This is a genomic window from Streptomyces sp. NPDC057617 (assembly GCF_042800555.1).
GTDB lineage: Bacteria > Actinomycetota > Actinomycetes > Streptomycetales > Streptomycetaceae > Streptomyces.
Window position 1 is genome coordinate 159,849 of the sequence record NZ_JBHVGV010000009.1, and the last position, 22,625, is coordinate 182,473.

At 70.9% G+C, this 22,625-nt stretch carries 23 protein-coding genes; 8 read left to right on the forward strand and 15 right to left on the reverse strand.

All coding sequences use genetic code 11. The features are described 5' to 3' along the window. Positions 1-87: 87 nt before the first annotated feature. The gene (locus ACFU9P_RS22925) at positions 88-1,047 is read right to left on the reverse strand and encodes an ROK family protein (RefSeq protein WP_384083757.1); all 960 of its coding nucleotides are present in this window, start codon (positions 1,045-1,047) and stop codon (positions 88-90) included. Positions 1,048-1,267: 220 nt separating this feature from the next. Here ACFU9P_RS22925 and ACFU9P_RS22930 point away from each other — a divergent pair, with 220 nt between their 5' ends. Next, positions 1,268-2,305, forward strand: a complete 1,038-nt coding sequence (locus ACFU9P_RS22930) for a LacI family DNA-binding transcriptional regulator (protein WP_376372662.1) — start codon at positions 1,268-1,270, stop codon at positions 2,303-2,305. Positions 2,306-2,372: 67 nt separating this feature from the next. On the opposite strand, the gene ACFU9P_RS22935 is transcribed toward ACFU9P_RS22930, so the two are convergent. The 5 genes from ACFU9P_RS22935 to ACFU9P_RS22955 form a co-directional block, all read right to left on the reverse strand. Beyond that, a complete protein-coding gene (locus ACFU9P_RS22935; RefSeq protein ID WP_384083761.1) occupies positions 2,373-3,653 on the reverse strand; it encodes a DUF6986 family protein in 1,281 nt (426 codons plus the stop codon). Between the two features lie 150 nt (positions 3,654-3,803). Next, on the reverse strand, positions 3,804-4,766 hold the full coding sequence (locus ACFU9P_RS22940) for an electron transfer flavoprotein subunit alpha/FixB family protein (protein ID WP_376372668.1): 963 nt from the start codon (positions 4,764-4,766) through the stop codon (positions 3,804-3,806). A 108-nt stretch (positions 4,767-4,874) separates the two neighbouring features. Continuing rightward, complete coding sequence (locus ACFU9P_RS22945; RefSeq protein ID WP_376372671.1) at positions 4,875-5,669, reverse strand: electron transfer flavoprotein subunit beta/FixA family protein; 795 nt, start codon at positions 5,667-5,669, stop codon at positions 4,875-4,877. Positions 5,670-5,901: 232 nt separating this feature from the next. Further along, positions 5,902-6,408: a flavin reductase family protein gene (locus ACFU9P_RS22950; protein WP_376372673.1), complete on the reverse strand. Its 507-nt coding sequence runs from the start codon at positions 6,406-6,408 to the stop codon at positions 5,902-5,904. A 170-nt stretch (positions 6,409-6,578) separates the two neighbouring features. Continuing rightward, positions 6,579-6,992, reverse strand: a complete 414-nt coding sequence (locus ACFU9P_RS22955) for a TlpA family protein disulfide reductase (protein ID WP_376372675.1) — start codon at positions 6,990-6,992, stop codon at positions 6,579-6,581. 143 nt (positions 6,993-7,135) lie between these two features. On the opposite strand from ACFU9P_RS22955, the gene ACFU9P_RS22960 reads away from it, so the two are divergent. Next, positions 7,136-7,558: a DUF4395 domain-containing protein gene (locus ACFU9P_RS22960; protein WP_376372678.1), complete on the forward strand. Its 423-nt coding sequence runs from the start codon at positions 7,136-7,138 to the stop codon at positions 7,556-7,558. Positions 7,559-7,700: 142 nt separating this feature from the next. After that, a complete protein-coding gene (locus ACFU9P_RS22965) occupies positions 7,701-8,429 on the forward strand; it encodes a lysophospholipid acyltransferase family protein (protein WP_376372680.1) in 729 nt (242 codons plus the stop codon). A gap of 77 nt (positions 8,430-8,506) precedes the next feature. Here ACFU9P_RS22965 and ACFU9P_RS22970 read toward each other — a convergent pair whose 3' ends face one another. The 4 genes from ACFU9P_RS22970 to ACFU9P_RS22985 all read right to left on the reverse strand — a co-directional run bounded on the left by ACFU9P_RS22970 (position 8,507) and on the right by ACFU9P_RS22985 (position 12,644). Beyond that, positions 8,507-9,199 (reverse strand): B3/4 domain-containing protein, encoded by a 693-nt coding sequence (locus ACFU9P_RS22970; RefSeq protein ID WP_384083767.1) that lies wholly within the window; start codon positions 9,197-9,199, stop codon positions 8,507-8,509. A gap of 120 nt (positions 9,200-9,319) precedes the next feature. Then, positions 9,320-10,405, reverse strand: a complete 1,086-nt coding sequence (locus tag ACFU9P_RS22975) for a threonine aldolase family protein (protein WP_384083770.1) — start codon at positions 10,403-10,405, stop codon at positions 9,320-9,322. Beyond that, positions 10,384-11,205, reverse strand: a complete 822-nt coding sequence (locus ACFU9P_RS22980; RefSeq protein ID WP_376372688.1) for an SDR family NAD(P)-dependent oxidoreductase — start codon at positions 11,203-11,205, stop codon at positions 10,384-10,386. Before ACFU9P_RS22980 ends, ACFU9P_RS22975 begins: the two co-directional genes overlap by 22 nt. Positions 11,206-11,231: 26 nt before the next feature. Then, entirely contained in the window at positions 11,232-12,644 is a 1,413-nt protein-coding gene (locus tag ACFU9P_RS22985) for a DUF6421 family protein (RefSeq protein WP_384083773.1), read from the reverse strand. A gap of 249 nt (positions 12,645-12,893) precedes the next feature. On the opposite strand from ACFU9P_RS22985, the gene ACFU9P_RS22990 reads away from it, so the two are divergent. Further along, complete coding sequence (locus ACFU9P_RS22990) at positions 12,894-13,577, forward strand: glycerophosphodiester phosphodiesterase (RefSeq protein WP_376372694.1); 684 nt, start codon at positions 12,894-12,896, stop codon at positions 13,575-13,577. 145 nt (positions 13,578-13,722) lie between these two features. Here ACFU9P_RS22990 and ACFU9P_RS22995 read toward each other — a convergent pair whose 3' ends face one another. The 5 genes from ACFU9P_RS22995 to ACFU9P_RS23015 form a co-directional block, all read right to left on the reverse strand. Next, positions 13,723-14,271 (reverse strand): GNAT family N-acetyltransferase, encoded by a 549-nt coding sequence (locus tag ACFU9P_RS22995; protein WP_376372697.1) that lies wholly within the window; start codon positions 14,269-14,271, stop codon positions 13,723-13,725. Between the two features lie 73 nt (positions 14,272-14,344). After that, positions 14,345-15,181, reverse strand: a complete 837-nt coding sequence (locus ACFU9P_RS23000) for an NAD-dependent epimerase/dehydratase family protein (RefSeq protein WP_384083777.1) — start codon at positions 15,179-15,181, stop codon at positions 14,345-14,347. Beyond that, positions 15,181-16,059 (reverse strand): carbohydrate ABC transporter permease, encoded by an 879-nt coding sequence (locus ACFU9P_RS23005; RefSeq protein ID WP_376372702.1) that lies wholly within the window; start codon positions 16,057-16,059, stop codon positions 15,181-15,183. Before ACFU9P_RS23005 ends, ACFU9P_RS23000 begins: the two co-directional genes overlap by 1 nt. Positions 16,060-16,095: 36 nt before the next feature. Next, positions 16,096-17,034 carry a carbohydrate ABC transporter permease gene (locus ACFU9P_RS23010; protein ID WP_384083780.1) on the reverse strand — a complete coding sequence of 313 codons (939 nt, stop codon included), beginning with the start codon at positions 17,032-17,034 and terminating at the stop codon, positions 16,096-16,098. Between the two features lie 17 nt (positions 17,035-17,051). After that, complete coding sequence (locus tag ACFU9P_RS23015) at positions 17,052-18,440, reverse strand: ABC transporter substrate-binding protein (protein ID WP_384083783.1); 1,389 nt, start codon at positions 18,438-18,440, stop codon at positions 17,052-17,054. Positions 18,441-18,598: 158 nt separating this feature from the next. Here ACFU9P_RS23015 and ACFU9P_RS23020 point away from each other — a divergent pair, with 158 nt between their 5' ends. The 4 genes from ACFU9P_RS23020 to ACFU9P_RS23035 all read left to right on the forward strand — a co-directional run bounded on the left by ACFU9P_RS23020 (position 18,599) and on the right by ACFU9P_RS23035 (position 22,528). Next, positions 18,599-19,384, forward strand: a complete 786-nt coding sequence (locus ACFU9P_RS23020) for an IclR family transcriptional regulator (RefSeq protein WP_384083786.1) — start codon at positions 18,599-18,601, stop codon at positions 19,382-19,384. Positions 19,385-19,488: 104 nt separating this feature from the next. Then, the gene (locus ACFU9P_RS23025; RefSeq protein WP_384083789.1) at positions 19,489-20,799 is read left to right on the forward strand and encodes an enolase C-terminal domain-like protein; all 1,311 of its coding nucleotides are present in this window, start codon (positions 19,489-19,491) and stop codon (positions 20,797-20,799) included. Beyond that, entirely contained in the window at positions 20,796-21,464 is a 669-nt protein-coding gene (locus tag ACFU9P_RS23030; RefSeq protein WP_384083791.1) for a ThuA domain-containing protein, read from the forward strand. The genes ACFU9P_RS23025 and ACFU9P_RS23030 overlap by 4 nt, the downstream gene beginning before the upstream one ends. Beyond that, on the forward strand, positions 21,449-22,528 hold the full coding sequence (locus tag ACFU9P_RS23035; RefSeq protein WP_384083794.1) for a Gfo/Idh/MocA family protein: 1,080 nt from the start codon (positions 21,449-21,451) through the stop codon (positions 22,526-22,528). Before ACFU9P_RS23030 ends, ACFU9P_RS23035 begins: the two co-directional genes overlap by 16 nt. Positions 22,529-22,625 lie beyond the last annotated feature (97 nt).

Here is a 22,625-nt window from a genome sequence, read left to right on the forward strand (position 1 = left end):
CACGCAGCACGCGCAGCGCAGCGCCGTCGAGGCCGAGCGCCGGCCTGCTCGACGGCGGCCGGCCGAAAGCCGTATAGCGCCCCGGACTCAGCCCACCGCCGGTGCCGTCGTCCCGTCCCGCCGCGCGAGCGTCGCCGCGGCCGCCGCGCCCACCAGACCCGCGTCCGTACCGGTCAGCGCCGGGGCGATCTTGATCGACTGCACGAAGGAGAGCGTCGCGTAGTCCTGGAGCGAGCGGCGCAGGGGCGCGAAGAGCACCTCGCCCGCGTTCGCCACTCCCCCGCCGATGACGGCGATCCGGATCTCCACCAGTGTGGCCGTCGCCGCGATCCCGGCCGCCAGCGCCTTGGCCGCCCGCTCGAAGGACGCCGTCGCGACGGGATGCCCGGCCCGTGCCGCCGCGGCCACCGCGGCGGCGGAGGTGTCGCCGTCCGGGCCCGGCTCCCAGCCGTCCTCCAGCGCTCGGCGGGCGATGTTCGGACCGCTGGCGATACGTTCCACACAGCCGCGCGAGCCGCACGGGCAGGGGTCGCCGTCGAGTTCCACACAGATATGGCCGATGTGCCCGGCGTTGCCGGTCGGCCCCGGGTGGAGCTGCCCGTTCAGGACGAGCCCGCCACCGACCCCGGTGGAGACCACCATGCACAGCGCGTTGTCATAGCCGCGGGCCGCGCCCTGCCAGTGCTCCGCCGCGGTCATCGCGACCCCGTCGCCGACCAGGGTCACCGGCAGCCCGCCGGTGGCTCTCCGTACCCGCTCCACCAGCGGGAAGCCGTGCAGGCCCACGACATTGACCGGACTGACCGTACCGGCGGAGGCGTCCACCGGGCCCGCGCTGCCGATGCCCACGGCCGTGGCCGACGCCCGGAGCGGGGAGGCGGAGACCTCGGCGAGGACCTCCTCGACCGCCCGCATCACCGTCTCGCCGTCCTCCAGCGCGGGGGTGGGCCGCTGCGCCCGTACGAGGATCCTGCCGCCTCCGTCCACCAGCGCTCCGGCGATCTTGGTGCCGCCGATGTCGAGTGAGACAACGGAGTCGGTATGCATCGGGTCGGATCTCCCGGGGATGAGGCATCCCCGCGTGTATGGGGGGATGTACGGACCTGCGGCTTCGCTGAACAGTCTCCATTCACCTGACAACGTTGTCCAGGGCCTATGCTCGACGCCACAGCGATCCGATGGCAAACCCCCGGCAAACCGGCCGGAGAAACACCGAAGAACCGAAGAGCTGAAGAGCCCGAAGAAAACGATGACAGGACAGCGCACTGTGGCAGACACCGCCCGCCGCCCCGAGCCCCGCTACGGTACCCGGCCCACGATGAAGGACGTGGCCGCGCGGGCCGGGGTGGGGCTCAAGACGGTATCCCGTGTGGTCAACGCGGAGCCGGGTGTCACGCCCGACACCGAGCGCCGGGTGCAGGAGGCCATCGAGGCGCTGGGCTTCCGCCGCAACGACTCGGCGCGGGTGCTGCGCAAGGGCCGTACCGCCAGTATCGGTCTGGTGCTCGAAGATCTCGCGGACCCCTTCTACGGGCCGCTGAACCGCGCGGTCGAAGAGGTGGCCCGCGCCCATGGCGCGCTGCTCATCAACGGGTCGAGCGCCGAGGACCCGGACCGCGAGCAGGAGTTGGTGCTCGCGCTGTGCGCGCGCCGGGTGGACGGGCTGATCGTGATCCCGGCCGGCCACGACCACCGCTATCTGGAACCCGAGATAAAAGCCGGAGTGGCGACCGTCTTCGTGGACCGGCCGGCCGGCCGGATCGACGCGGACACGGTGCTCTCCGACAGCTTCGGCGGTGCCCGTTCGGGCGCGGCGCATCTCATCGCGCACGGCCACCGCAGGATCGGTTTCATCGGCGACCAGCCCAGGATCCACACCGCGATCGAGCGGCTGCGCGGCTACCGCACCGCGATGGCGGAGGCGGGACTGGAGATCCACGACGACTGGGTCTCGCTCGGTACGACCGCCCCCGAACGGGTGCGCGAGGCCGTGACCGCGATGCTCGCGGGGCCCGATCCGGTCACGGCGATCTTCGCGGGAAACAACCGCGTCACGGTGACGGCGGTACGGGTGCTGGCCGCGCACCACCGTCCGGTCGCCTTCGTCGGCTTCGACGACATCGAACTGGCCGATCTGCTGGACCCCGGTGTCACGGTCATCGCCCAGGACGCGGCGACCCTGGGGCGTACGGCGGCGGAGCGGCTCTTCAGCCGGCTGGACGGTGCGTCGGACCCGCCGTCGCGGGTGGTGGTGCCGACCCGGCTGATCGCGCGCGGCTCGGGCGAGATCCGCCCGTCGGCGTAACGGCCCGGGTGACCGCTCACGTAACCGCCACCTCACGCAACCACCCGCGTGACCGCCCGCGTGACCCTCAGGGCCGGGCCGCGGGGGCCACGAAAGCCTCCAGATCGCCCCGGGTCAGACCGGTGAGCCGCGACACCTCCTCGGAATCGAGCGCACCGCAGTCCAGACCGCGCAGAAGATGGCCGCTGAGCGCCTTCGCGGTGGCGGGCTCGTCCAGGACGTCGCCGCCCGTCCTCGCGGTGTACGCGGCCAGCCGCGCGGCGGCCGGCTCCAGCCCTTCGCGGTAGAAGGCGTACACGGCGGCATACCGGGTGGGCAGATGGGCCGGGTGCATGTCCCAGCCCTGGTAGTAGGCGCGGGCCAGGGCGCGCCGGGTGAGCCCGTAGTGCAGCCGCCAGGCTTCGTGGACCCGGTCGGTGGGACCGACGGGGAGGACATTGGTGGAGCCGTCGCAGACCCGTACGCCCGTGCCCGCGGCGGCGACCTGCATCACGGCCTTGGCGTGGTCGGCGGCGGGATGGTCGCTCGACTGGTACGCGGCGCTCACCCCGACGCAGGCGCTGTAGTCGAAGGTGCCGTAGTGCAGCGCGGTGGCACGGCCGTCGGCGGCGCCGATCATCCGGGCGACGGTGGCGGTGCCGTCGGCGGCGAGAATGGACTGGCTGGTCTCGATCTGGATCTCGAAGCCGATCCGTCCCGGCTCCAGTCCGCGCGCCTTCTCGAACGCCCCGGCCAGCCGTGCCATCGCGGTGACCTGCTCGGCGTAGGTGACCTTGGGCAGGGTCAGCACGAGTCCCGGGGGAAGGCCGCCCGCCTCCGTCAGTCCGCTGAGGAAGATGTCGAGGGTCCGGATGGAGCGGTCCCGTACGGCGGCTTCGAGGCACTTCATCCGGATGCCCATGTACGGCGCCGCGGTGCCGTCCCCGTACGCCTCGTGCACCAGCCGGGCGGCGCGCGCCGCGTCCTCGTCCTCCTCGGCGTCCGGGCGCGGGCCGTAGCCGTCCTCGAAGTCGATCCGCAGGTCCTCGACGGGTTCGCGCTCCAGCTTGGCCCGTACACGCTCGTACACCGGCCCCGCCAGGGCGTCGGAGAGGCCGAGAACCCGGGCGAGGGTACGGGCGTCGGGGGCGTGTTCGTCGAGTGCGGCCAGGGCCTGGTCGCCCCAGGAGCGGATGGTGCCGGCGCCGAAGGTGTCGGCGGGTACGTAGACGGTGTGGACGGGCTGTCGGGTGCCGGGGTCGCCCGGGTAGCGGCGGGCCAGTTCCGCGTCGACCGCCGCGAGGGAGCGGCCGATGTCCGCGCCGACCGTGCTCGCGAGGCTCGTGGCCACCTTCTCCTGCCGCCCCATGCCCACGCCCTTCCGCTGTCGCTTTCCGCTGCACGGAATCAACAATCCGTTGAAGACGGTAGTCGGCGGGTTCGAGCGGCGTCAACGGACGGCGCGGGGCCGCGCGGCGGAGATCACCACGCGGCCCCGGGGGCGTACGGAGGCTACGGCTCAGCCCTTGCGGCTCTTGATCTCCTCGGTGAGCTGCGGGACGACCTCGAAGAGGTCACCGACCACGCCGTAGTCGACCAGATCGAAGATCGGCGCCTCGGCGTCCTTGTTGACCGCCACGATCGTCTTGGAGGTCTGCATCCCGGCCCGGTGCTGGATCGCGCCGGAGATCCCGGAGGCGATGTAGAGCTGCGGGGAGACCGACTTGCCGGTCTGGCCGACCTGGTTCGCGTGCGGGTACCAGCCGGCGTCGACGGCCGCGCGCGAGGCGCCGACGGCCGCGCCGAGCGAGTCGGCCAGCGCCTCGATGATCGCGAAGTTCTCCGCGCCGTTGACCCCGCGGCCGCCGGAGACCACGATCGCGGCCTCGGTCAGCTCAGGGCGGCCCGTGGAGGTGCGCGGGGTGCGGGAGACGACCTTCGTACCGGTGGACTTCTCGCCGAAGGCCACCGACAGCGCCTCGACGGTGCCCGCGGCCGGGGCGGGCTCGACCGGGGCCGAGTTCGGCTTCACGGTGACGACCGGAACGCCCTTGGACACCCGGGACTTGGTGGTGAACGCGGCGGCGAACACCGACTGTGTGGCGACCGGGCCCTGGTCGCCCGCCTCCAGATCGACGGCGTCGGTGATCAGACCCGAGCCGATACGGACCGCGAGCCGGGCCGCGATCTCCTTGGCCTCCGCCGAGGACGGGAAGAGGACGGCGGCCGGCGAGACGGCTTCGTACGCGGCCTGGAGCGCGTCCACCTTCGGTACGACGAGATAGTCGGCGAACTCGGGGGCGTCGGCGGTGAGGACCTTGACCGCGCCGTGCTCGGCCAGCGCGGGCGCGGTGTCCCCGGCGCCCGTGCCCAGCGCCACGGCCACGGGCTCGCCGATCCGCCGCGCCAGCGTCAGCAGTTCCAGGGTGGGCTTGCGGACGGCGCCGTCCAGGTGGTCGACATAGACGAGAACTTCAGCCATGGGATTGCTCTCCTGCGGATACGGGGAAACGGGAGGGGGCGGTCCGGGCTCCGTACGAGCCCTCGGGACACCGCGCGGGCCACCTGGGCCGCGCGCGGGGCGCGGGCCTCAGATGAACTTCTGGCTCGCGAGGAACTCGGCGAGCCGCTTGCCGCCCTCGCCCTCGTCCTTGACGATCGTGCCCGCCGTACGGGCCGGGCGCTCCGCGGCCGAGTCGACCGCGGTCCAGGCCCCGGCGAGACCGACCTCGTCGGCGTCGATCTCCAGGTCCTCCAGGTCCAGGGACTGCACCGGCTTCTTCTTGGCGGCCATGATGCCCTTGAAGGAGGGGTAGCGCGCCTCGCCCGACTGGTCCGTCACCGAGACGACGGCCGGCAGGGACGCCTCCAGCAGCTCGCTCGCGGTGTCGCCGTCGCGGCGGCCCTTGACGAGACCGTCCTCCACCGAGACCTCGGAGAGCAGCGTGACCTGCGGGACGCCGAGCCGCTCGGCGAGGATCGCGGGCAGCACGCCCATGGTGCCGTCCGTGGAGGCCATACCGCAGATGACCAGGTCGTATCCGGTCTTCTCGATGGCCTTGGCGAGCACCAGCGAGGTACCGATGACATCGGTGCCGTGCAGATCGTCGTCCTCGACGTGGACGGCCTTGTCGGCGCCCATGGAGAGGGCCTTGCGCAGCGCGTCCTTGGCGTCCTCGGGACCGACGGTCAGCACGGTGATCTCCGCGTCGCCGTCGCCGTCGAAGTCGTCCGCGATCTGCAGCGCCTGCTCGACCGCGTACTCGTCCAGCTCCGACAGGAGACCGTCCACGTCGTCGCGGTCGACGGTCAGGTCATCGGCGAAGTGCCGGTCGCCGGTGGCGTCGGGCACGTACTTCACACAGACAACGATCCTCAAGCTCACGCCGGCTCTCCTACTGCATCGTCATTTCCGGGCTGCCTTGTTGCACGCAGCATAGGCGCCTCATCGGGCGGTTTCCGGTCGGGGGACCGGCGTACCGGAGTAAATATTACTCGCCAGTACAGTCGGAGAATGCCCGCTGAGCAAGCGCTTATACCTGTGAGCTTGCCAACGCCGGTGCAGGGAGAATCCGTTGGCGTACGGCCCTCAGCCCCGGAACTGAGTCCCGCGGAACTCAGTCGCGCAGCGCGTTGAAGCGGCCCTGGTGGTAGAGGAGCGGCCGGCCGGACCCGGCCGGGTCACCGGCGACGGCCTGCGCGATCACCAGACGGTGGTCCCCCGCGGGTACGAGCGTGACCACCCGGCACACCAGCCACGCCAGGACGCCGTCCAGCACCGGAACGCCCTCGGGGCCCTCGCGCCAGGCCGTGGGCGGCGCGAAGCGGTCCGCGCCGCTGCGCGCGAAGGTGGCGGCCAGCTCCCGCTGGTGCTCACCGAGGATATGGACGCCGACATGGCTCGCCTCGGCGAGGACCGGCCAGGTGGAGGACGAGACTCCCACGCCGAAGGAGACCAACGGAGGCTCCGCGGCCACGGAGTTGAGGGAGGTGGCGGTGAATCCGGCCGGGCGGTCGCCCCGGACTGTGATCACCGCGACCCCGGCGGCATGCCGCCGGAAGACGGAGCGGAGCAGATCGGGGGAGGCAAGCTGAGGAGTGCCGAGATCGGGCGTCGCCGTCATCGAGTTGTCCTTCTGCGGGAGATACGAACGGGGTCCGTGGCTGCTCAGCAGCCCGGACAGCGCGCACTCGCGTTGCGGGCCAGATCGACATGGACCCGCCCATGGAGAAGGAGTTCTGGGGGCACCTCGTCAGGGTGACGATACGTGCCGCGCGCAGTCAAGTACGTAGCTCACACCGCCTCTCCCAGCGCGGCGATCACATCGGCCTTGCGGGGCTGTCCGGCCGCTCTCCTGACGATGCGTCCCGCGGCGTCGAGGACCAGGACCGTGGGGGTCTTGAGGATGCCCAGTTCGCGTACCAGCTCCAGCCGCTGCTCCGCGTCGAGTTCGACATGGGAGACTCCGTCGACCATGTCCGCCACTTCGCCGAGTACGCGTCTGGTCGCCCGGCAGGGCTGGCAGAAGGCGCTGGAGAACTGGACGAGCGTGGCCCGCTCCCCCAGCTCCGCGCCCAACTCCGCGGCGCCGAGCCGCCTTTCGCCGTCCTTCACCCGCATCCGCAGTCTCCCGTCGACGCGACGGCGCAGCAGTCCGAAGACGCTCGCCACGGCGAGCACCGCCGCGCACACCACCAGTCCCGTCATCCCGCCCGTCCTGATCCCGCTTGTGCAGATCCCGCCTGCGCTGACGCCCGGTATCCGCCTTCTCCTAACCGCCGTATCAGCGTTCACACAACCGCAAAATATTCCCGGGCCGCACGGCGGCTCCGGCGGGGGATGCTGGCGTCATGAACAAGGACATCGACGTCAGGGGGCCGCGGTTCGGAGCGGCCGTCACCACTCTGGTGCTCGCGGTGGTGCTGATCACCGGGAGCGGTGCGCTGCTCGCCTGGCAGGCGCTGTGCTTCGCGGTGGGCGCGGTGGCCGGGGTGCAGCACTCGCCGTACGGCCGGCTGTTCCGTACGGCCGTACGCCCCCGGATCGGGCCGGCGACGGAATTCGAGTCGCCGGAGCCGCCGCGGTTCGCCCAGGCGGTCGGGCTGGTCTTCTCGCTGGCCGGTCTCGCCGGTTACTTCTGGGGGCCGTCCTGGCTGGCTCTGGCCGCGACCGGCTGCGCGCTCGCCGCCGCCTTCCTCAACGCGGCGTTCGCCTACTGCCTCGGGTGCGAGATGTATCTGCTCGTACGGCGGGCCAACTTCGGGCTGCGCTGACGTGACGAGAATCTCGCCGTACGCGCAGACCAGGACTGGCCACGGGGCCGCGTATGGGGCACCATCGGCGCAATGCCGAAAACCTACGGCTGCGTAACTTCCGCCGGGAGAACCCTCCCCGGAACAGAAGGGTCCCCTCCAGATGGCAGAGTTCGTCTATCGACCGGTCATCGGCGCCGCCCGCACGATGTTCAAGGCGCTGGACCTGAAGATCGACACGCAGGGTACGGAGCACATTCCGAGCGCCGGGGGCGCCGTGCTCGTCAGTAACCACATCAGCTATCTGGACTTCATCTTCACCGGACTCGCCGCGCTGCCGCAGAAGCGTCTGGTGCGCTTCATGGCGAAGGAGTCGGTCTTCCGGCACCGGATCTCGGGGCCCCTGATGCGCGGGATGAAGCACATTCCGGTCGACCGCAAGCAGGGTGAACAGGCCTATTCGCACGCGCTGGACTCCCTCCGGTCGGGTGAGATCGTGGGGGTCTTCCCCGAGGCGACGATCTCCCAGTCGTTCACGCTGAAGAGCTTCAAGTCGGGGGCGGCGCGGCTGGCGCAGGAGGCCGGGGTGCCGCTGATCCCGATGGCGCTGTGGGGGACGCAGCGAGTGTGGACGAAGGGGCGGCCGCGCAATTTCCGGCGGAGCCACATTCCGGTGACGATCCGGGTGGGCGAGCAGGTGGAGGCGGCGGCGGACCAGTACGCGGGCGCGATCACCCGGCGGCTGCGGGAGCGGGTGCAGGAGCTGCTGGAGGCGGCGCAGCGGGCGTATCCGGTACGGCCCAGGGACGCGCACGACACCTGGTGGGTGCCGACGCATCTGGGCGGTACGGCGCCGACGCCGGCCGAGGCCCGCGAGCTGGAGACCCGCTAGACCCGCTGGGACCGCTGCGGCCGAAACGTCTCTCCACCGGCGGGTGCTGACAGGAGCTTCGAGGCCGGCGCCGGGTGTCAGCGGGCCGGGTGGACCGTGATCCGCGCTCCGGGGCTCAGCTTCTCCAGGGATTCGGCCAGTTCGGCGCCCGCGGCGTCGAGTTCGGCGGATGTCATGGGCGCGAGGCGCTCCAGCAGGAAGACCGCGTTCACGGACTCCTCGGTCAGCCGGGTGCGGACGCCCTGGCGCCAGTTCCAGCGCCGGCAGGTGACGCCTTCGTCGTCGCGCCAGACCACCTCGCCGGGCTCGGGGTGCTCCACCACCGGCTCGCCTCCGGCGGCGGTCGCGAACGGCTCGTCGCCGGTGGCCCGTACGAGCCGCATCCCGCCGGCGATACGGTCCGTGTCCTCGCCGCCGACCGGGATGAGATGCGCGACGCTCACGGCGTTGTAGAGATCGACGAGCAGATTGATCCGCGGCAGCCCTCCGTCGGACAGAGCGCGCTTGGCGAGGGCCTCGGCGGAGTTGCGGGTACGGGACGGCTTGGCGCCGAAGGCGCTGTACACCGCGCGCCAGGCGGCCAGATGCGGATCCTCGTGCGGCGCCCGGCCGCCCAGCCGGTCGGCGAGCCGCCGCACCGCGTCGTCCAGCAGCGCCGAACTGTCCTCATTGCTGGGCCCGTTGACCAGGCCGTGCGCCTCGACGGCGAGATGGGTGAATCCGGGCGCGAGGTCACGCACCTCGTCGGACACGGTGAGCGTCAGGGTCATGGTCTGTGCTGCCTCAGGACTTTCGGGTGCGGCTGTGAGTGGACTGTGCGGTGCATCGTACAGCACCGCACAGTCCACCCCATTGCACCGGATCCTGAGAACCCAGGCCGGCGGTGCGGGCTACGCCGCCATCTCTTCCTTGAGGGCCTGGACGAACGCGTCGACGTCGTCCTCCGTGGTGTCGAACGCGCACATCCAGCGGACGTCGCCCGCCTTCTCGTCCCAGAAGTAGAAGCGGAAGCGGCGCTGGAGGCGGCGGCTCACCTCGTGGGGGAGGCGGGCGAAGACCGCGTTCGCCTGGACGGGGTGGAGGATCCGGACGCCGTCCACCGCGCGGACGCCTTCCGCGAGACGCTGCGCCATCGCGTTGCTGTGACGGGCGTTGCGGAGCCAGAGGTCGCCCGCGAGCAGGGCCTCCAACTGCACCGAGACGAAGCGCATCTTGGACGCCAGTTGCATCGACAGCTTGCGGATGTGCTTCATCGCCCGTACCGCGTCCGGGTTGAGGACGACCACGGCCTCGCCGAAGAGCATGCCGTTCTTGGTGCCGCCGTACGAGAGGACGTCCACCCCCACCACGTTGGTGAACGCCCGCATCGGGACGTCCAGCGAGGCCGCCGCGTTGGCGATGCGCGCCCCGTCCAGATGGACCTTCATGCCCCGCTCGTGGGCGTGTTCGCAGATCGCCCGGATCTCGGCGGGCGTGTAGACCGTGCCCAGCTCGGTGTTCTGGGTGATCGACACGACCTGCGGCATGGCCCGGTGCTCGTCCTCCCAGCCGTACGCCTGCCGGTCGATCAGCTCGGGCGTGAGCTTGCCGTCCGGGGTCGGTACGGTCAGCAGCTTGAGCCCGCCGACCCGCTCCGGCGCACCGCACTCGTCGACGTTGATGTGCGAGGACTCGGCGCAGATCACCGCGCCCCAGCGGTCGGTGAGCGCCTGGAGCGCCACCACATTGGCGCCGGTGCCGTTGAAGACCGGGAAGCACTCGGCGTGCTGCCCGAAGTGGCTGTGCATGATCCGCTGGAGATGCTCCGTGTACGCGTCGTCGCCGTACGAGACCTGGTGGCCTCCGTTGGCGACGGCGAGCGCGGCGAGGATCTCGGGGTGGGCTCCGGCGTAGTTGTCGCTGGCGAAGCCGCGCACCTCGGGATCGTGGTGCCGGCGCGCGTCGGTCGTACGGCTCACGGCTCGGGGGTCAGCCACAGGCGCTTTCCATTCACTTCCCTGGCGGGCCGCTCCCAGACCCCGGCGATGGCCTCGGCCAGCTCCGTGGCGTCCGTGAAGCCCGCGAACGTGGCGTTCGGGCGCTCGGCGCGCAGCGCGTCGTGCACCAGCGCCTTGATCACCAGGATGGCAGCCGCCGCCCGGGGCCCTTCCGCGCCCCCCGCCTTACGGAAGTCGTCGGCCAGCGCCAGGGTCCAGGCCTCCGCCGCGGCCTTGGCGGCGGCGTAGGCGGCGTTGCCCGCGGTGGGCTTTGTCGCGCCCGCCGCGCTGACCAGCAGGAACCGTCCGCGGTCGCTGCGCAGCAGCCCGTCGTGGAAGGCGAGCGAGGTGTGCTGGACCGTACGGATCAGCAGCTTCTCCAGCAGGTCCCAGTCGGCGAGGTCGGTCGCGGCGAAGGTGGCGCTGCCGCGCCAGCCGCCGACGAGATGGACCAGTCCGTCGATCCGGCCGAACTCCTTCTCTGTCCGGTCCGCCCAGGCACGGGTGGCCGCGAGGTCGAGGAGATCGACGGTGTCGCCGGTGACGGTGGCTCCGCCGTGCGCGTACCGCGCCGCGTCGACGGCCTTCGCCAGCCGCGCCGGATCCGCGTCGGCGGCGACGACGGTGGCGCCCGCCTCGGCCAGCCGCAGCAGGGCCGCCTGTCCGGCCGGGCCCGCGGCTCCCGCGACCGCGACGACCGCGCCGTCCAGCGCGCCGCCGTTCCCGCCCGCGCCGCCGGCCCTGCCCGTACCCGTACCGGCGCTCACGCCCGTACCGCCGTTCCCACCGCTCTCGTTCATGCGCACCGCCTCCCGCCGGTGAGGGCTCACGCGGCCGCTCGCTCGGTGCTCGTGGCGGTGATCCCCTTGGTCGAGGCGATCACGTTCTTCAGCTTCTTGGCAAGCGCCTCGTAGAACATGCTCAGCGGAAACTCGTCCGGCAGCACGTCGTCGACCAGCTTACGGGGCGGCTGGGTGAGGTCGAGGGCCTCGGGACCCTTGGCCCAGCGGGAGCCCGGGTGCGGGGAGAGGTACTCCGCGACGAGGTCGTACGCGGCGAACCAGTGGACCAGTTTGGGGCGGTCGATCCCGGCCCGGTAGAGGTCCTCGATCCGCGCGCAGAGCTGGTTGGTGACCTCCGGGGCGCGCTCCCAGTCGATGCGCAGGGTGTTGTCGGTCCAGCGCAGCACATCGTTCCGGTGGAGATACGCGAAGAGCAACTGCCCGCCCAGACCGTCGTAGTTGCGCACCCGCGCGCCGGTGACCGGGAAGCGGAACATCCGGTCGAACAGCACCGCGTACTGCACATCGCGCCCCTGCGCAACGCCGTCCGCCTCCAGCCGTACCGCCTCGCGGAACGCGGTCAGGTCGCAGCGCAGCTCTTCCAGTCCGTACATCCAGAACGGCTGGCGCTGCTTGATCATGAACGGGTCGAAGGGCAGGTCGCCATGGCTGTGGGTACGGTCGTGGATCATGTCCCAGAGCACAAAGGCCTGCTGGCAGCGGTCCTGGTCGGCGATCATCTCCGCGATGTCGTCGGGCAGCCGGACCCCGAGGGTGCGGACCGCGGCCTCGGTGACCCGGCGGAAGCGGGCGGCCTCGCGGTCGCAGAAGATCCCGCCCCAGGTGAATCGTTCAGGCACCTCGCGCATGGCGATGGTCTCCGGGAAGAACACCGCGGAGTTGGTGTCGTATCCGGCCGTGAAGGCCTCGAAGGTGATGCCGCAGAAGAGCGGGTTGTCGTAGCGGGTGCGCTCCAGTTCGGCCAGCCACTCGGGCCAGACCATGCGCAGCACGACGGCTTCCAGATTGCGGTCCGGGTTGCCGTTCTGTGTGTACATGGGGAAGACGGCGAGATGCTGGAGGCCGTCACGCCGGTCGGCCGCGGGCTGGAACGCGAGCAGCGAGTCCAGGAAGTCGGGTACGTCGAAGGCGCTGTCCGCCCATTTGCGCAGGTCCGCGACGAGCGCGGTGTGGTACGCGGCATCGTGCGGCAGCAGCGGGGAGAGCTGCTCGACCGCGGTGATCACCCGGTCGAGCGCCGCCTCGGCGGCACCGCGCGACGGCGCGCCCTCGGCGTCGAAGTCGATCGAGCCGTCCTTGGACTGCCAGGGCCGGATCTCCTCGACGGCATTCTTGAGCCGCGGCCAGGCCGGGTGCTCGACCACTCGGGAAGCACCGACAGCACCGGCAGCACGGCTTGTGCCGGATGCGGCGTCCTGCGCAAGAATTTCCGTCATGTCACTTCCTCCACGCGAGATCTTGGCGTAAAGACACCGTATAGGTCTCTTGTTCCGCCGTACAAGAATGACTGTGAGAAATTATCCTGCCGACCCGCATGGTCACCGCGATTTTTCCTGCACTACGGAGACCCGACACACAGTTCCATCGTGCGGCACACAGCTCCCCGGCGCGCGACAGGGTCCCATCCGCCCGGCAGGGCCTAGGCTGCCCCGCTGGAGCCGCTGTCGACGGAAGCGAGAAGAATCTTGACTTTCCAGACCATCGGGCATCGCGGAGTGATGGGTGTCGAGCCGGAGAACACCCTGCGGTCCTTCGTCCGGGCCGAGCGCGCCGGCATGGACGCCATCGAGCTGGACCTGCATCTGAGCAAGGACGGCGCGCTCGTCGTCATGCACGACACCGAAGTGGACCGTACGACCGACGGCACCGGCGCGATCGCCGACCGGACCCTCGCCGAGCTGCGGGAGCTCGACGCGGGTGACGGCCAGCGGGTCCCGGTCTTCGAGGAGGTCCTGGACACCGTACGGTCACCGCTCCAGGCGGAGATCAAGGATGTCGCCGCGGCCCGGGCGCTGGCCGAGGTGATACGGCGACGCGGTCTGGCCGAGCGGGTGGAGGTGTCGTCGTTCCACGACGGGGCGGTCGCCGAGATCGCGGCGCTGGTGCCCGGGGTACGGACGGTGCTGATCGCGAGCCGCTGGGGCGCGGACGTGGTGGAACGGGCCAGGGCGGTGGGCGCCGCCTCGCTGGCCCTGAACATCCGCAGGCTGACCCTGGAGGTCGTCGAGCGCGCGCACGCCGAGGGGCTGCGGGTGATCGGCTGGGTGGTGAACAGCCAGAGTCAGCTACGGCTCGCGCGCGCCTTCGAGCTGGACGCGGTGACCACCGACTTCCCGGAGATCCGCCGCACCGGCCGCTTCACTGCCTGAGCGGGAAAGCCGGGCCGCGTGGTCCCGAACCGCGTGGTCCCGAACCGCTTGGTCCCGAACCGCTTGGTCCCGGGCCGCGCGCTGCCGCAGACCGCGGGCGTGGTCCCCGGCCGCGCGATTCCTGCCGCGCGGGCCCGGCTCCGTATCACACCAGCGGCTTGACCAGCAGCTCGAAGGCCAGGTCGGCGCGGAGCGGGATGCCGAACCGCTCGTCGCCGTACGGGAAGGGCTGGAGCTTTCCCGTACGGCGGTAGCCGCGCCGCTCGTACCAGGCGATCAGTTCCTCACGGACCGTGATCACGGTCATATGCATCTCGCGGACCCCCCAGTCCCGCCGTGCGACACGCTCCGCCTCGGTGATGATCCGCCGGCCGAGACCCGCGCCCTGCGCGCCGGGCAGCACCGCGAACATGCCGAAGTAGGCGGCCTCGCCGCGGTGTTCGAGCTGGCAGCAGGCGATCAGCTCGCCGTCGCGCTCCACGGCCAGCAGCCGGCTGCCGGGCGACTCGATGACCTCCAGCACTCCGCGCGGGTCGGTCCGCTGGCCCTCCAGGATGTTCGCCTCGGTGGTCCAGCCCTGGCGGCTGCTGTCCCCGCGGTAGGCCGACTCGATGAGGGCGACCAGCGCCTCGGTGTCGGCCGCCGTGGCGTCCCGGTAGGTGAGTTCGCCGGTGGGGCGCGGGGCGGTGTCCATGGTGCGTGTTCTCCGTATCGGGTGGTTCGGGGCGGGTCCCGGTCCTGCGGCAGGGGCCCGGACCTTCCGCAGCCTAACCCGGACAGTCGTACCGCGGTACGAATCCGAGCAGCCGGGCACAGGCCCCGGTGTCGAACAGCGAGCCGTGGCCGGCCAGTTCGGCGAAGGCGGGCACCCCCGGGTGGTAGCGCTGCATCAGCTCGGCGGTCGGCACCGGCGAGCTGGTGTCGCGCGCGGTCACCTGGAGCACATGGCAGCCGGACAGCTCCGTCTCCAGCGCCCGGCGGACGGCCTCGGCAGCGTCCCTGGTGTCCAGCCATCCCCACAGGTCCATCCGGTGCGCCGCGGGATCGGCCCGTACGGCGTCGAGCTGGAGGCGCAGCCGCTCCCCGGTGCCGGTGAAGGGGAACCGCAGACAGACGATGTCCGTGCCGTAGCGGCGGTGGGTGGCGCGGGCGGTCTCCTCCAGGACGATCTTCGACAGTCCGTAGGGGTCCTGGACGAGCGTCGGATGCTCCTCGTCCAGGGGGACGTACCGCGGCGACTGGGGCACGGGCGACCAGGCGAGGCCGACGGCGGCCATGCTGGAGGCGGCCACCACCCGGCGGACCCCGCAGCGGCCCGCCTCGTCCAGCACCCGGTGCGCGGTCAGGCAGTTGGTGGCGAAGAGGTCGCTGTCGTCGTCCGACTTGGGGTGCGGGATCGCGCCGAGATGGACGACCGCGTCCGCCCCGTCCATGGCCTTGCGCACCAGGCAGGGGTCGCGCAGATCACCGGTGTGGACGGCCTCGGCCCGGGGGTCGTCGACGGGGACGAGATCGGTGGCGACGACCCGGTGGCCGCGGGCCAGGAGATCGTCCCGTACGAACTGTCCGATATGGCCGGCGGCTCCGGTGACCAGCACCCGCATCAGCCCTTCACCGCCCCGACCAGGCCGTTGACGAAGTACCGCTGGAGGCTCAGGAAGAGCAGGATCACCGGGATGACCACGATCAGCGCGCCCGCCATCAGATTGTTGTAGTGCGGCACGTTCTCGGCGGAGAGCGTCTGGAGGCCCAGCGGCAGGGTGTAGGTGGACGGGTCGTTGAGCGAGACCCGGGTGAGCAGGAACTCGTTCCAGGTCGGAATGGCCGTCAGCAGCGCCACCGTGATCAGCGCGGGCCTGGCCAGCGGCAGATAGACGCTGGCGAAGATCCGCAGTTCGCCCGCGCCGTCGACGCGCGCCGAGTCGCGCAGTTCGGCCGGTACGGCCGCGAAGGCGCCGGTCATCAGGAGGATGGACAGCGGGGCTCCGCCGTTGACGAAGGGCAGCACCAGGCCGAAGTGGGTGCCGAGGATGCCCAGGGTGTTCTCCAGCAGCACGATCGGCAGCATCACCGTGATGCCGGGCACGAACAGCAGCGAGACGAAGAGCTTCTGGAGAAGGCCCCGGCCGGGGAAGCGCAGCACGGCGAAGGCGTAGCCGGCCGCCGCGTAGATCACCAGGGTGAGCACCACCGTATAGCCGGTGACCAGCAGGCTGTTCAGGAAGAAGTCAAAGAAGTGCAGCTTGTTCCAGGTGTCCACGAGGGTGGAGAGCGTCGGGTCGTCGGGGATGAGATGTCCGCCGCGTACGACCTCGATCTGGTTCTTGAAGGCCGCCGACACCATCCACAGGAACGGGTAGACGCTGACGAGTCCGTACCCGGCGAGGAGTACGCCGACGACGGTACGGGCGACCAGCCGGCGGGTACGGGCGGCGCGCTCGTCCGGCGGGCCGGGGCGCGCCGCGAGGGTTGTCGATGTCATGTGGTGCTCCGCGATGTCATGTTCCGCTCCGGGGCGTCATGTCCTGCTCCGCAGCGCGCGCAGATTGATCAGGGCGAGGACCAGGGCCGCGGCGAACAGGATCCAGCCGAGCGCGCTGGCGAGCCCCAGGGTGGGCGCGAGTTGCTTGAGGAAGGCGAGGCGGTACGCCTCCAGGCCCAGCACATTGGTGTGGTCGCCGGGGCCGCCGTTGGTCATCACCAGGAAGGTCTGGAAGCCCTGGAGGGACTCCCGCAGATTGAGCAGGGTCACCACGGCGGTGATGGGCCGTACGAGCGGCCAGATGACCGAGGCGTTGGTACGCCACCAGCCGGCGCCGTCCAGCTCCGCGGCCTCCAGCACGCTGCGGTCGACGCTCTGGAGTCCGGTGAGATAGAGGAGCATCGCGACCGGGACCAGGCCCCAGACGGTCACCACGATCATGGTGGGCAGGGCGGTGGACGGGTTGCCGAGCCAGCCCTGCGGCTGCTGGAGGGAGCCGAGGCCCACGCTGCCGAGCAGGGTGTTGACGGCGCCGTCCGGCTGGAGGATGTACTGCCAGGCGAAGAAGACCGCGACACCGCTGGTCACGTACGGCAGGAAGTACACCGAGCGCAGCACGGACTGGAAGCGCCGGACGCGGTTGAGCAGGACGGCCAGCGGAAAGGAGACCGCGACGGTCAGGGCCGGGGCCGCGATCATGACCCAGAGGGTGTTGAGCGCGGCGTTCCGGACCCGGGGCGCGTAGACGGGGCTGCGCCACAGCAGGTCGGCGTAGTTGTCGAGACCGACCCACTTCCAGTTCGGGGTGAAGCCGTTCCAGGTGGCGAAGCTGAGCGCGAAGCCGTATCCGACGGAGTAGAGGCCGATGACGCAGAACAGGACCACGGCGGGGCCGACGAACAGGTACCCGGTGAGCGCCTCGTACGAACGCGGGCGCCGGCGGGATGTCCCACCTGCCGCCGGCGCCTCCGTCACCGCGCCAGGAGCCATGGTCACTGCGCCGCCGCCCAGAAGGAGGCGTTCAGCTCGCGGAGCTTCTCGGCGGTCTGCTCGACGGACCGCTGCTTGAGCGGGCTGAGGTCGGCGAGGATCGCGCCGGCGTCGTCCTGCTCGTAGCCCGGCGCGCGGAACTCGTTGCCGCGGTTGGGGTCATAGGTGTTCTGCGGGGTGCCCTTGAAGCTCTCGACCATGGCGGCGAGCGCCGGGCCGAGGACGGTGGCGGAGTCCGCGCCGAGTTCGGTGGCGGGCACGTCGGAGGCGTCCTTGGCGAACTGGGCGGCGACCTTCGGGGTGGAGAGGAACTCCATCCACTTCTTGGCATTGTCGGGCTGGTCACTGGTGGAGGTGACGCTGAGGCCGGTCAGCGCGAGCGGGCCGAGCGCCCGGTCCGGTACGGCGCCGTCCTTCACGGAGGGCAGGGCGAAGGTGAGCACGTCGTCCGGGCTCATGCCGTTCTGCTTGAGGAACGCGAGGGTGAAGGTGCCGCCGACGTCGAAGGCCGCCTTGCCCTGGGCGAAGGCCTGGTCGGCCTCGTCGATGGTGAGGCTCTGGGCGCCCGGCATCCAGTACGGGGTCAACTGGTCGTACAGGCTCAGCACCTTGATCCCGTTGGGCGAGCCGAAGTCGGCGCTCCGGTCCTTGCCGAAGAGCGCCTCGTACCCCTGCTGTCCGAGCTGGCTGAAGGCGAGCGGCTGGAGGACCCAGGTCAGTCCGGTGGCCTGGACCTTGAGGCCGAGGGCGAGACCGCCGGTGGTGGGGTTCTTGGCGGTGGTGGCCTTGAGCGCGTCGAGGAATCCCTGCCAGTCGGCGGGGGCTTCGGTGATGCCCGCCTCGGCCAGCATCTTCTTGTTGGCGTAGACGATGCCGAAGGTGCCCACGGTCAGCGGCACGCTGTAGCGGGCGCCCTTCTCGATGCCGTGGTCCTTGGCGGCCTCGGACTGGGCGTCCTTGAAGCGCTGTTCGGTGACGAGCCCGGACTGCTGTACGGGCTGCTGGATACGGGCGGCCCACTCGCCCTTGAAGTCGCCGCTGATGTCGGCGGCGATCCCGGCGGCGCCGAAGACCCGGTCCTCGCCGTCGGAGTGCACTTCCAGCACATCCGGCAGGTCACCGGTCTTGGCCGCGCTCTGCACCTTGGTGGTGTAGGCCTCGTCGGGGGTGTATGCATCGATCTTGACCGAGATACCGGTCTGTTTCTTGAACTCGGCCGCCGCGGCGCGCAGCGCGCCGACATGCGACTGCTTGAACGTCCACATCTCCAGCGAGGAGGAGTCCCCGCCGGAGTCGGACGAACCGCCGCAGGCGGCGAGGGTGGTCAGTGAGAGGGCGGTGGCCGCTGCGACCACCGCGAGCCGGACATTCCGCGAAAAAGGTATACGCATGGCCCCTGCCTAAGGATTAACCGTTCAGAAGACCGAATGACGTTGGAGTGACTGAACTTATGGTCGGGGTGATATAGCGTCAAGACGCACGTCGAGATTTCGTGCTGACCGGATCGCCGAGGGGCGCCGGTGCGGGAAGCGGAGGTTCCGTGGAATCGGTGGCAGCAGCAGCGCGCGGGCGCAGGCCCGAAGAGGTCAAGTCCGCCGCTCGGGTACTGGAGGTGCTCGAACTGCTCGGCGCGGAGGGCGCCCGGCTCTCGCTCGCCGAGATGGCCGGCGCGATGGCCGTGCCCAAGAGCAGTCTGCACGCGATCCTGCGCACGATGGAGGCACGGCGCTGGGTGGACCTCGACCCGTCGGGGACCCGCTACAGCCTTGGCCTGAAAGCCCTGTTGACAGGGACCGCGTATCTGGAGGGAGACGATGTCGCGAGCCTCGCGGGACCGGTGCTCGACGCACTCGCGGAGGAGACCGGCGAGTCGGTGCACCTGGGCAGGCTGGACGGTACGGACGTGGTCTACCTGGCCAAACGTGAGTCGCGGCATGCGCTGCGGATGTACTCGGCGGTGGGCCGCAGACTGCCCGCGCACGCCACCGCGCTGGGCAAGGCGATGCTCTCCCAGTACGACGCGGCGGAGGTGCGGATGCGTCTCAACTGGCCGCTGGAACGGCTCACTCCGGACACCGTGACCGATCCCGAGGCGCTGCTGAGCCAGCTCTCGAAGGCCCGGCTGCGGGGGTGGGCGATGGACGACGGCGAGAACTCGCCGGACATCCGGTGTGTGGCCGTGGCGCTCGGCACCGGCCATGGCGGCGGCGACGCGATCAGCTGCTCGGCACCCAAGAGCCGGATGGACGACGCGCGCGCCGAGGAGGTGGCCCGCGCGGTCACCGAGGCGGCCCACTCGCTGGGCACTCTGCTCAAGCGGCTGGGACAGCACTGAGCCCTTCGGGGACCATATTTGGTAGAGTCATTGACAAATGAAAGCCGACCTCCCTACGTTCAGATGGCAGTACATCATTCCGCCATCCGTACGCTGGAGTTCGCATGGCTCAGCCCGGTGCCCGCTCCGATCCTCCCGCCCCCGCGCCTCTTCTCGCGCCCGCGCCCTGGGTCGAGGAACGCGGCGCCAAGGTCCGCATCACGGCCGTACGCACCTTTCTGACAGCCCCGCACGGCTGTCCCCATCTCATCGTCCGGGTGGAGACCAATGACCCGGGGCTGTACGGCCTGGGGTGTGCCAGCGATCCACAGCGCACCCTCGCCGTACGGTCCGTGCTCGACGACTATCTGGCCCCGCTGCTCGTCGGGCGCGATCCCGACGACATCGAGGACCTGCACCGGCTGATGCTCAACAGCGCCTACTGGCGCGGCGGTTCGGTCACCGGGAACGCGCTCGGCGGTGTCGACGTCGCCCTGTGGGACCTCAAGGCGAAGCGGCTCGGCGCCCCGCTGTACTCGCTGTTCGGCGGCCGGGTCCGTACCCGCGCCGACGCGTACACCCATGTCGACGGCGCGGACGCCGCCGAGATCGCCGACAAGGTGACCGCCGCGCGCGAGCGGGGCTACCGGCATGTCCGCGTCCAGGCGGCGGTCCCCGGCTCGGACACCTACGGCACCGGCGCGGGCGGCACGGCCGACGCCCGGGCGCTGCGCCACCGCGCGGTGCCCTGGGACTCCGCCGCGTACGTACGGACCGTACCGGCCGTCCTGACCGAGGTACGGGCGCGCGTCGGCGACGGTACGGAACTGCTGCACGATGTGCACGAACGGCTCGACCCCCGGCAGGCCCGCGACTTCCTGCGCCGGGTCGAGGGGGCCGGGCTGTACTTCGTCGAGGACCTGCTCGCCCCGGAGGACTCGGCGCACTTCGCGGGGGTGCGCGCGGGTTCCTCCGTACCGCTCGCCGTCGGTGAACTCTTCAGCGACACCGGCCAGTTCCTGGCGCTGCTCGACGGGCCCGTGCCGGTCATCGACTTCGCCCGGGTGCGGATCCCGACCCTGGGCGGGCTGACCCCGGTCCGTAAACTGGCCGCCTACTGCGAGCTGCGCGGGGTACGGCTCGCCCCGCACGGCCCCGCCGATGTCAGCCCTGTCGCCCAGGCCGCCACCCTCGCGCTGGACATCAGCAGCCATGCCTTCGGGGTCCAGGAGGCGGCGGTCTTCAAACCGGCGGTCGCCGAGGTCTTCCCCGGCACCATCACCGCCCGGGACGGGGGCCTCGCCCCTCATGAGACCCCCGGGCACGGGGTCGACTTCGACGAGGCCGCCGCCCGCCGCCATCCCGTACCCGAGCCGCTGGAACACGACCGCTGGGCCCTGCTGCGCAGCACCGATGGGAGCGTGCAACGACCGTGACGTCCGAAACCTCCGGAGACCGCAAGGCACTTGTCGTCCGTGGCGGCTGGGAGGGCCATCAGCCCGTGGTGATCACGGAACTGTTCCTGCCCTTCCTGCGCGCACGCGGCTTCACCGTCCGTACCTCCGGAACCCTCGATGTCTACGCCGACGCCGGACTCCTCGCCGCCACCGATCTGGTGGTGCAGTGCTGGTCCATGGGCGAGATCACCGAGGAGCAGAGCGCCGGGCTCGCCGCGGCCGTCCGCGCGGGCACCGGACTGGCCGGCTGGCACGGCGGAATCGTCGACTCCTTCCGGGGCGATGTCGGCTATCAGCTGCTGACCGGCGGGCAGTTCCTGATGCACCCGCCCGGCTTCTCCGACCACACCGTCACACCCACGGAGGAGCAGTCGGACCATCCGGTGATCGCCGGACTCGGGCCCTTCGAGGTCCACACCGAGAAGTACTGGATGCTCACCGACCCGCTGATCGATGTCCTCGCGACCACGGAGTTCGCGGCCGACGAGGACCGGGCGCGGCCGGTCACCATGCCCGCCGTCTGGACCAGGACGTGGGGCGCGGGCCGGGTCTTCGTCTCCGCGATCGGCCACAAGCCGGACGACTTCGATGTGCCGGAGGTACGGACACTCACCGAGAGGGGACTGCTGTGGGCGAGCCGCTGAGGATCGGGATGGTGGGCGCCGGCAAGATCAGCGGCGCCTATCTGGACACCCTGGAACGGCTGGACAACGTGGTCCTGACGGCCGTCACGGATCTCGATCCCGCCCGGGCTCAAGCGGTCGCCGACCGGGTCCCCGGGATCGCGGTCAGCGGCTCGGTGGCCGAGCTGGCGGCGCGCCCCGATGTCGACGCCGTACTGAATCTGACGATCCCCGCGGTCCATGCCGAGGTGGCCCTGACCGCGCTGGCCGCGGGACGGCATGTGTACGGGGAGAAGCCGCTCGCCGCCACCCTCACCGAGGCGGACGCCATGCTGGCCGCCGCCGGGGCCATGGGGCTGCGGATCGGCTGCGCGCCCGACACCGTTCTCGGTACGGGGATCCAGACGGCCCGCAGGGCGGTCGACGACGGGCTGATCGGCACGCCGGTCGCCGCGACGGCCTTCATGACCACCCCGGGACATGAACGCTGGCACCCGGACCCGGAGTTCTACTACCGGCCCGGCGGCGGACCGCTGCTCGACATGGGCCCTTACTACCTCTCCGCACTCGTCCATCTCCTGGGCCCGGTCGCCCGGGTGACCGGCGCGGCCTCCCGGCCCCGCGCCGAGCGGGAGATCGGCAGCGGCCCCCGGGCGGGCGAACGGTTCGCAGTCGAGGTGGACACGCATGTCACCGGCGTACTGCACCATACGAACGGGGCACTCACCACCCTGGTGATGAGCTTCGACATCCATGGGGCCCGGCTGCCCAATATCGAGGTGCACGGCACCGGGGGATCCCTTTCGGTGCCCGACCCGAACGGTTTCGACGGACCCGTCGCACTCCATCGCGACGGCGGCGACTGGGAAACCCTTCCCGTGTCCGCCGGATACGCCGGAGCAGGGCGCGGCACCGGTCTCGCCGATCTGGCCGAGGCGCTCGCCACGGGCCGTCCGCACCGGGCGTCGGCCGAACTGTCGCGCCATGTCCTCGACATCATGCTGACCCTGCTCGCCTCGGCGCGGGAGGGCCGGGCGCTGCCGGTGGAGAGCACCTGCGCCAGGCCGGAACCGGTGAGCGGATAGTCAATTCAATTATTTTCCGGGGCCTTCACTATTCGGCCATTAATTGGCCTGACAGCCGCCCATCAGGCCCTTATCACCTGGCACAAGAAGGAATGGG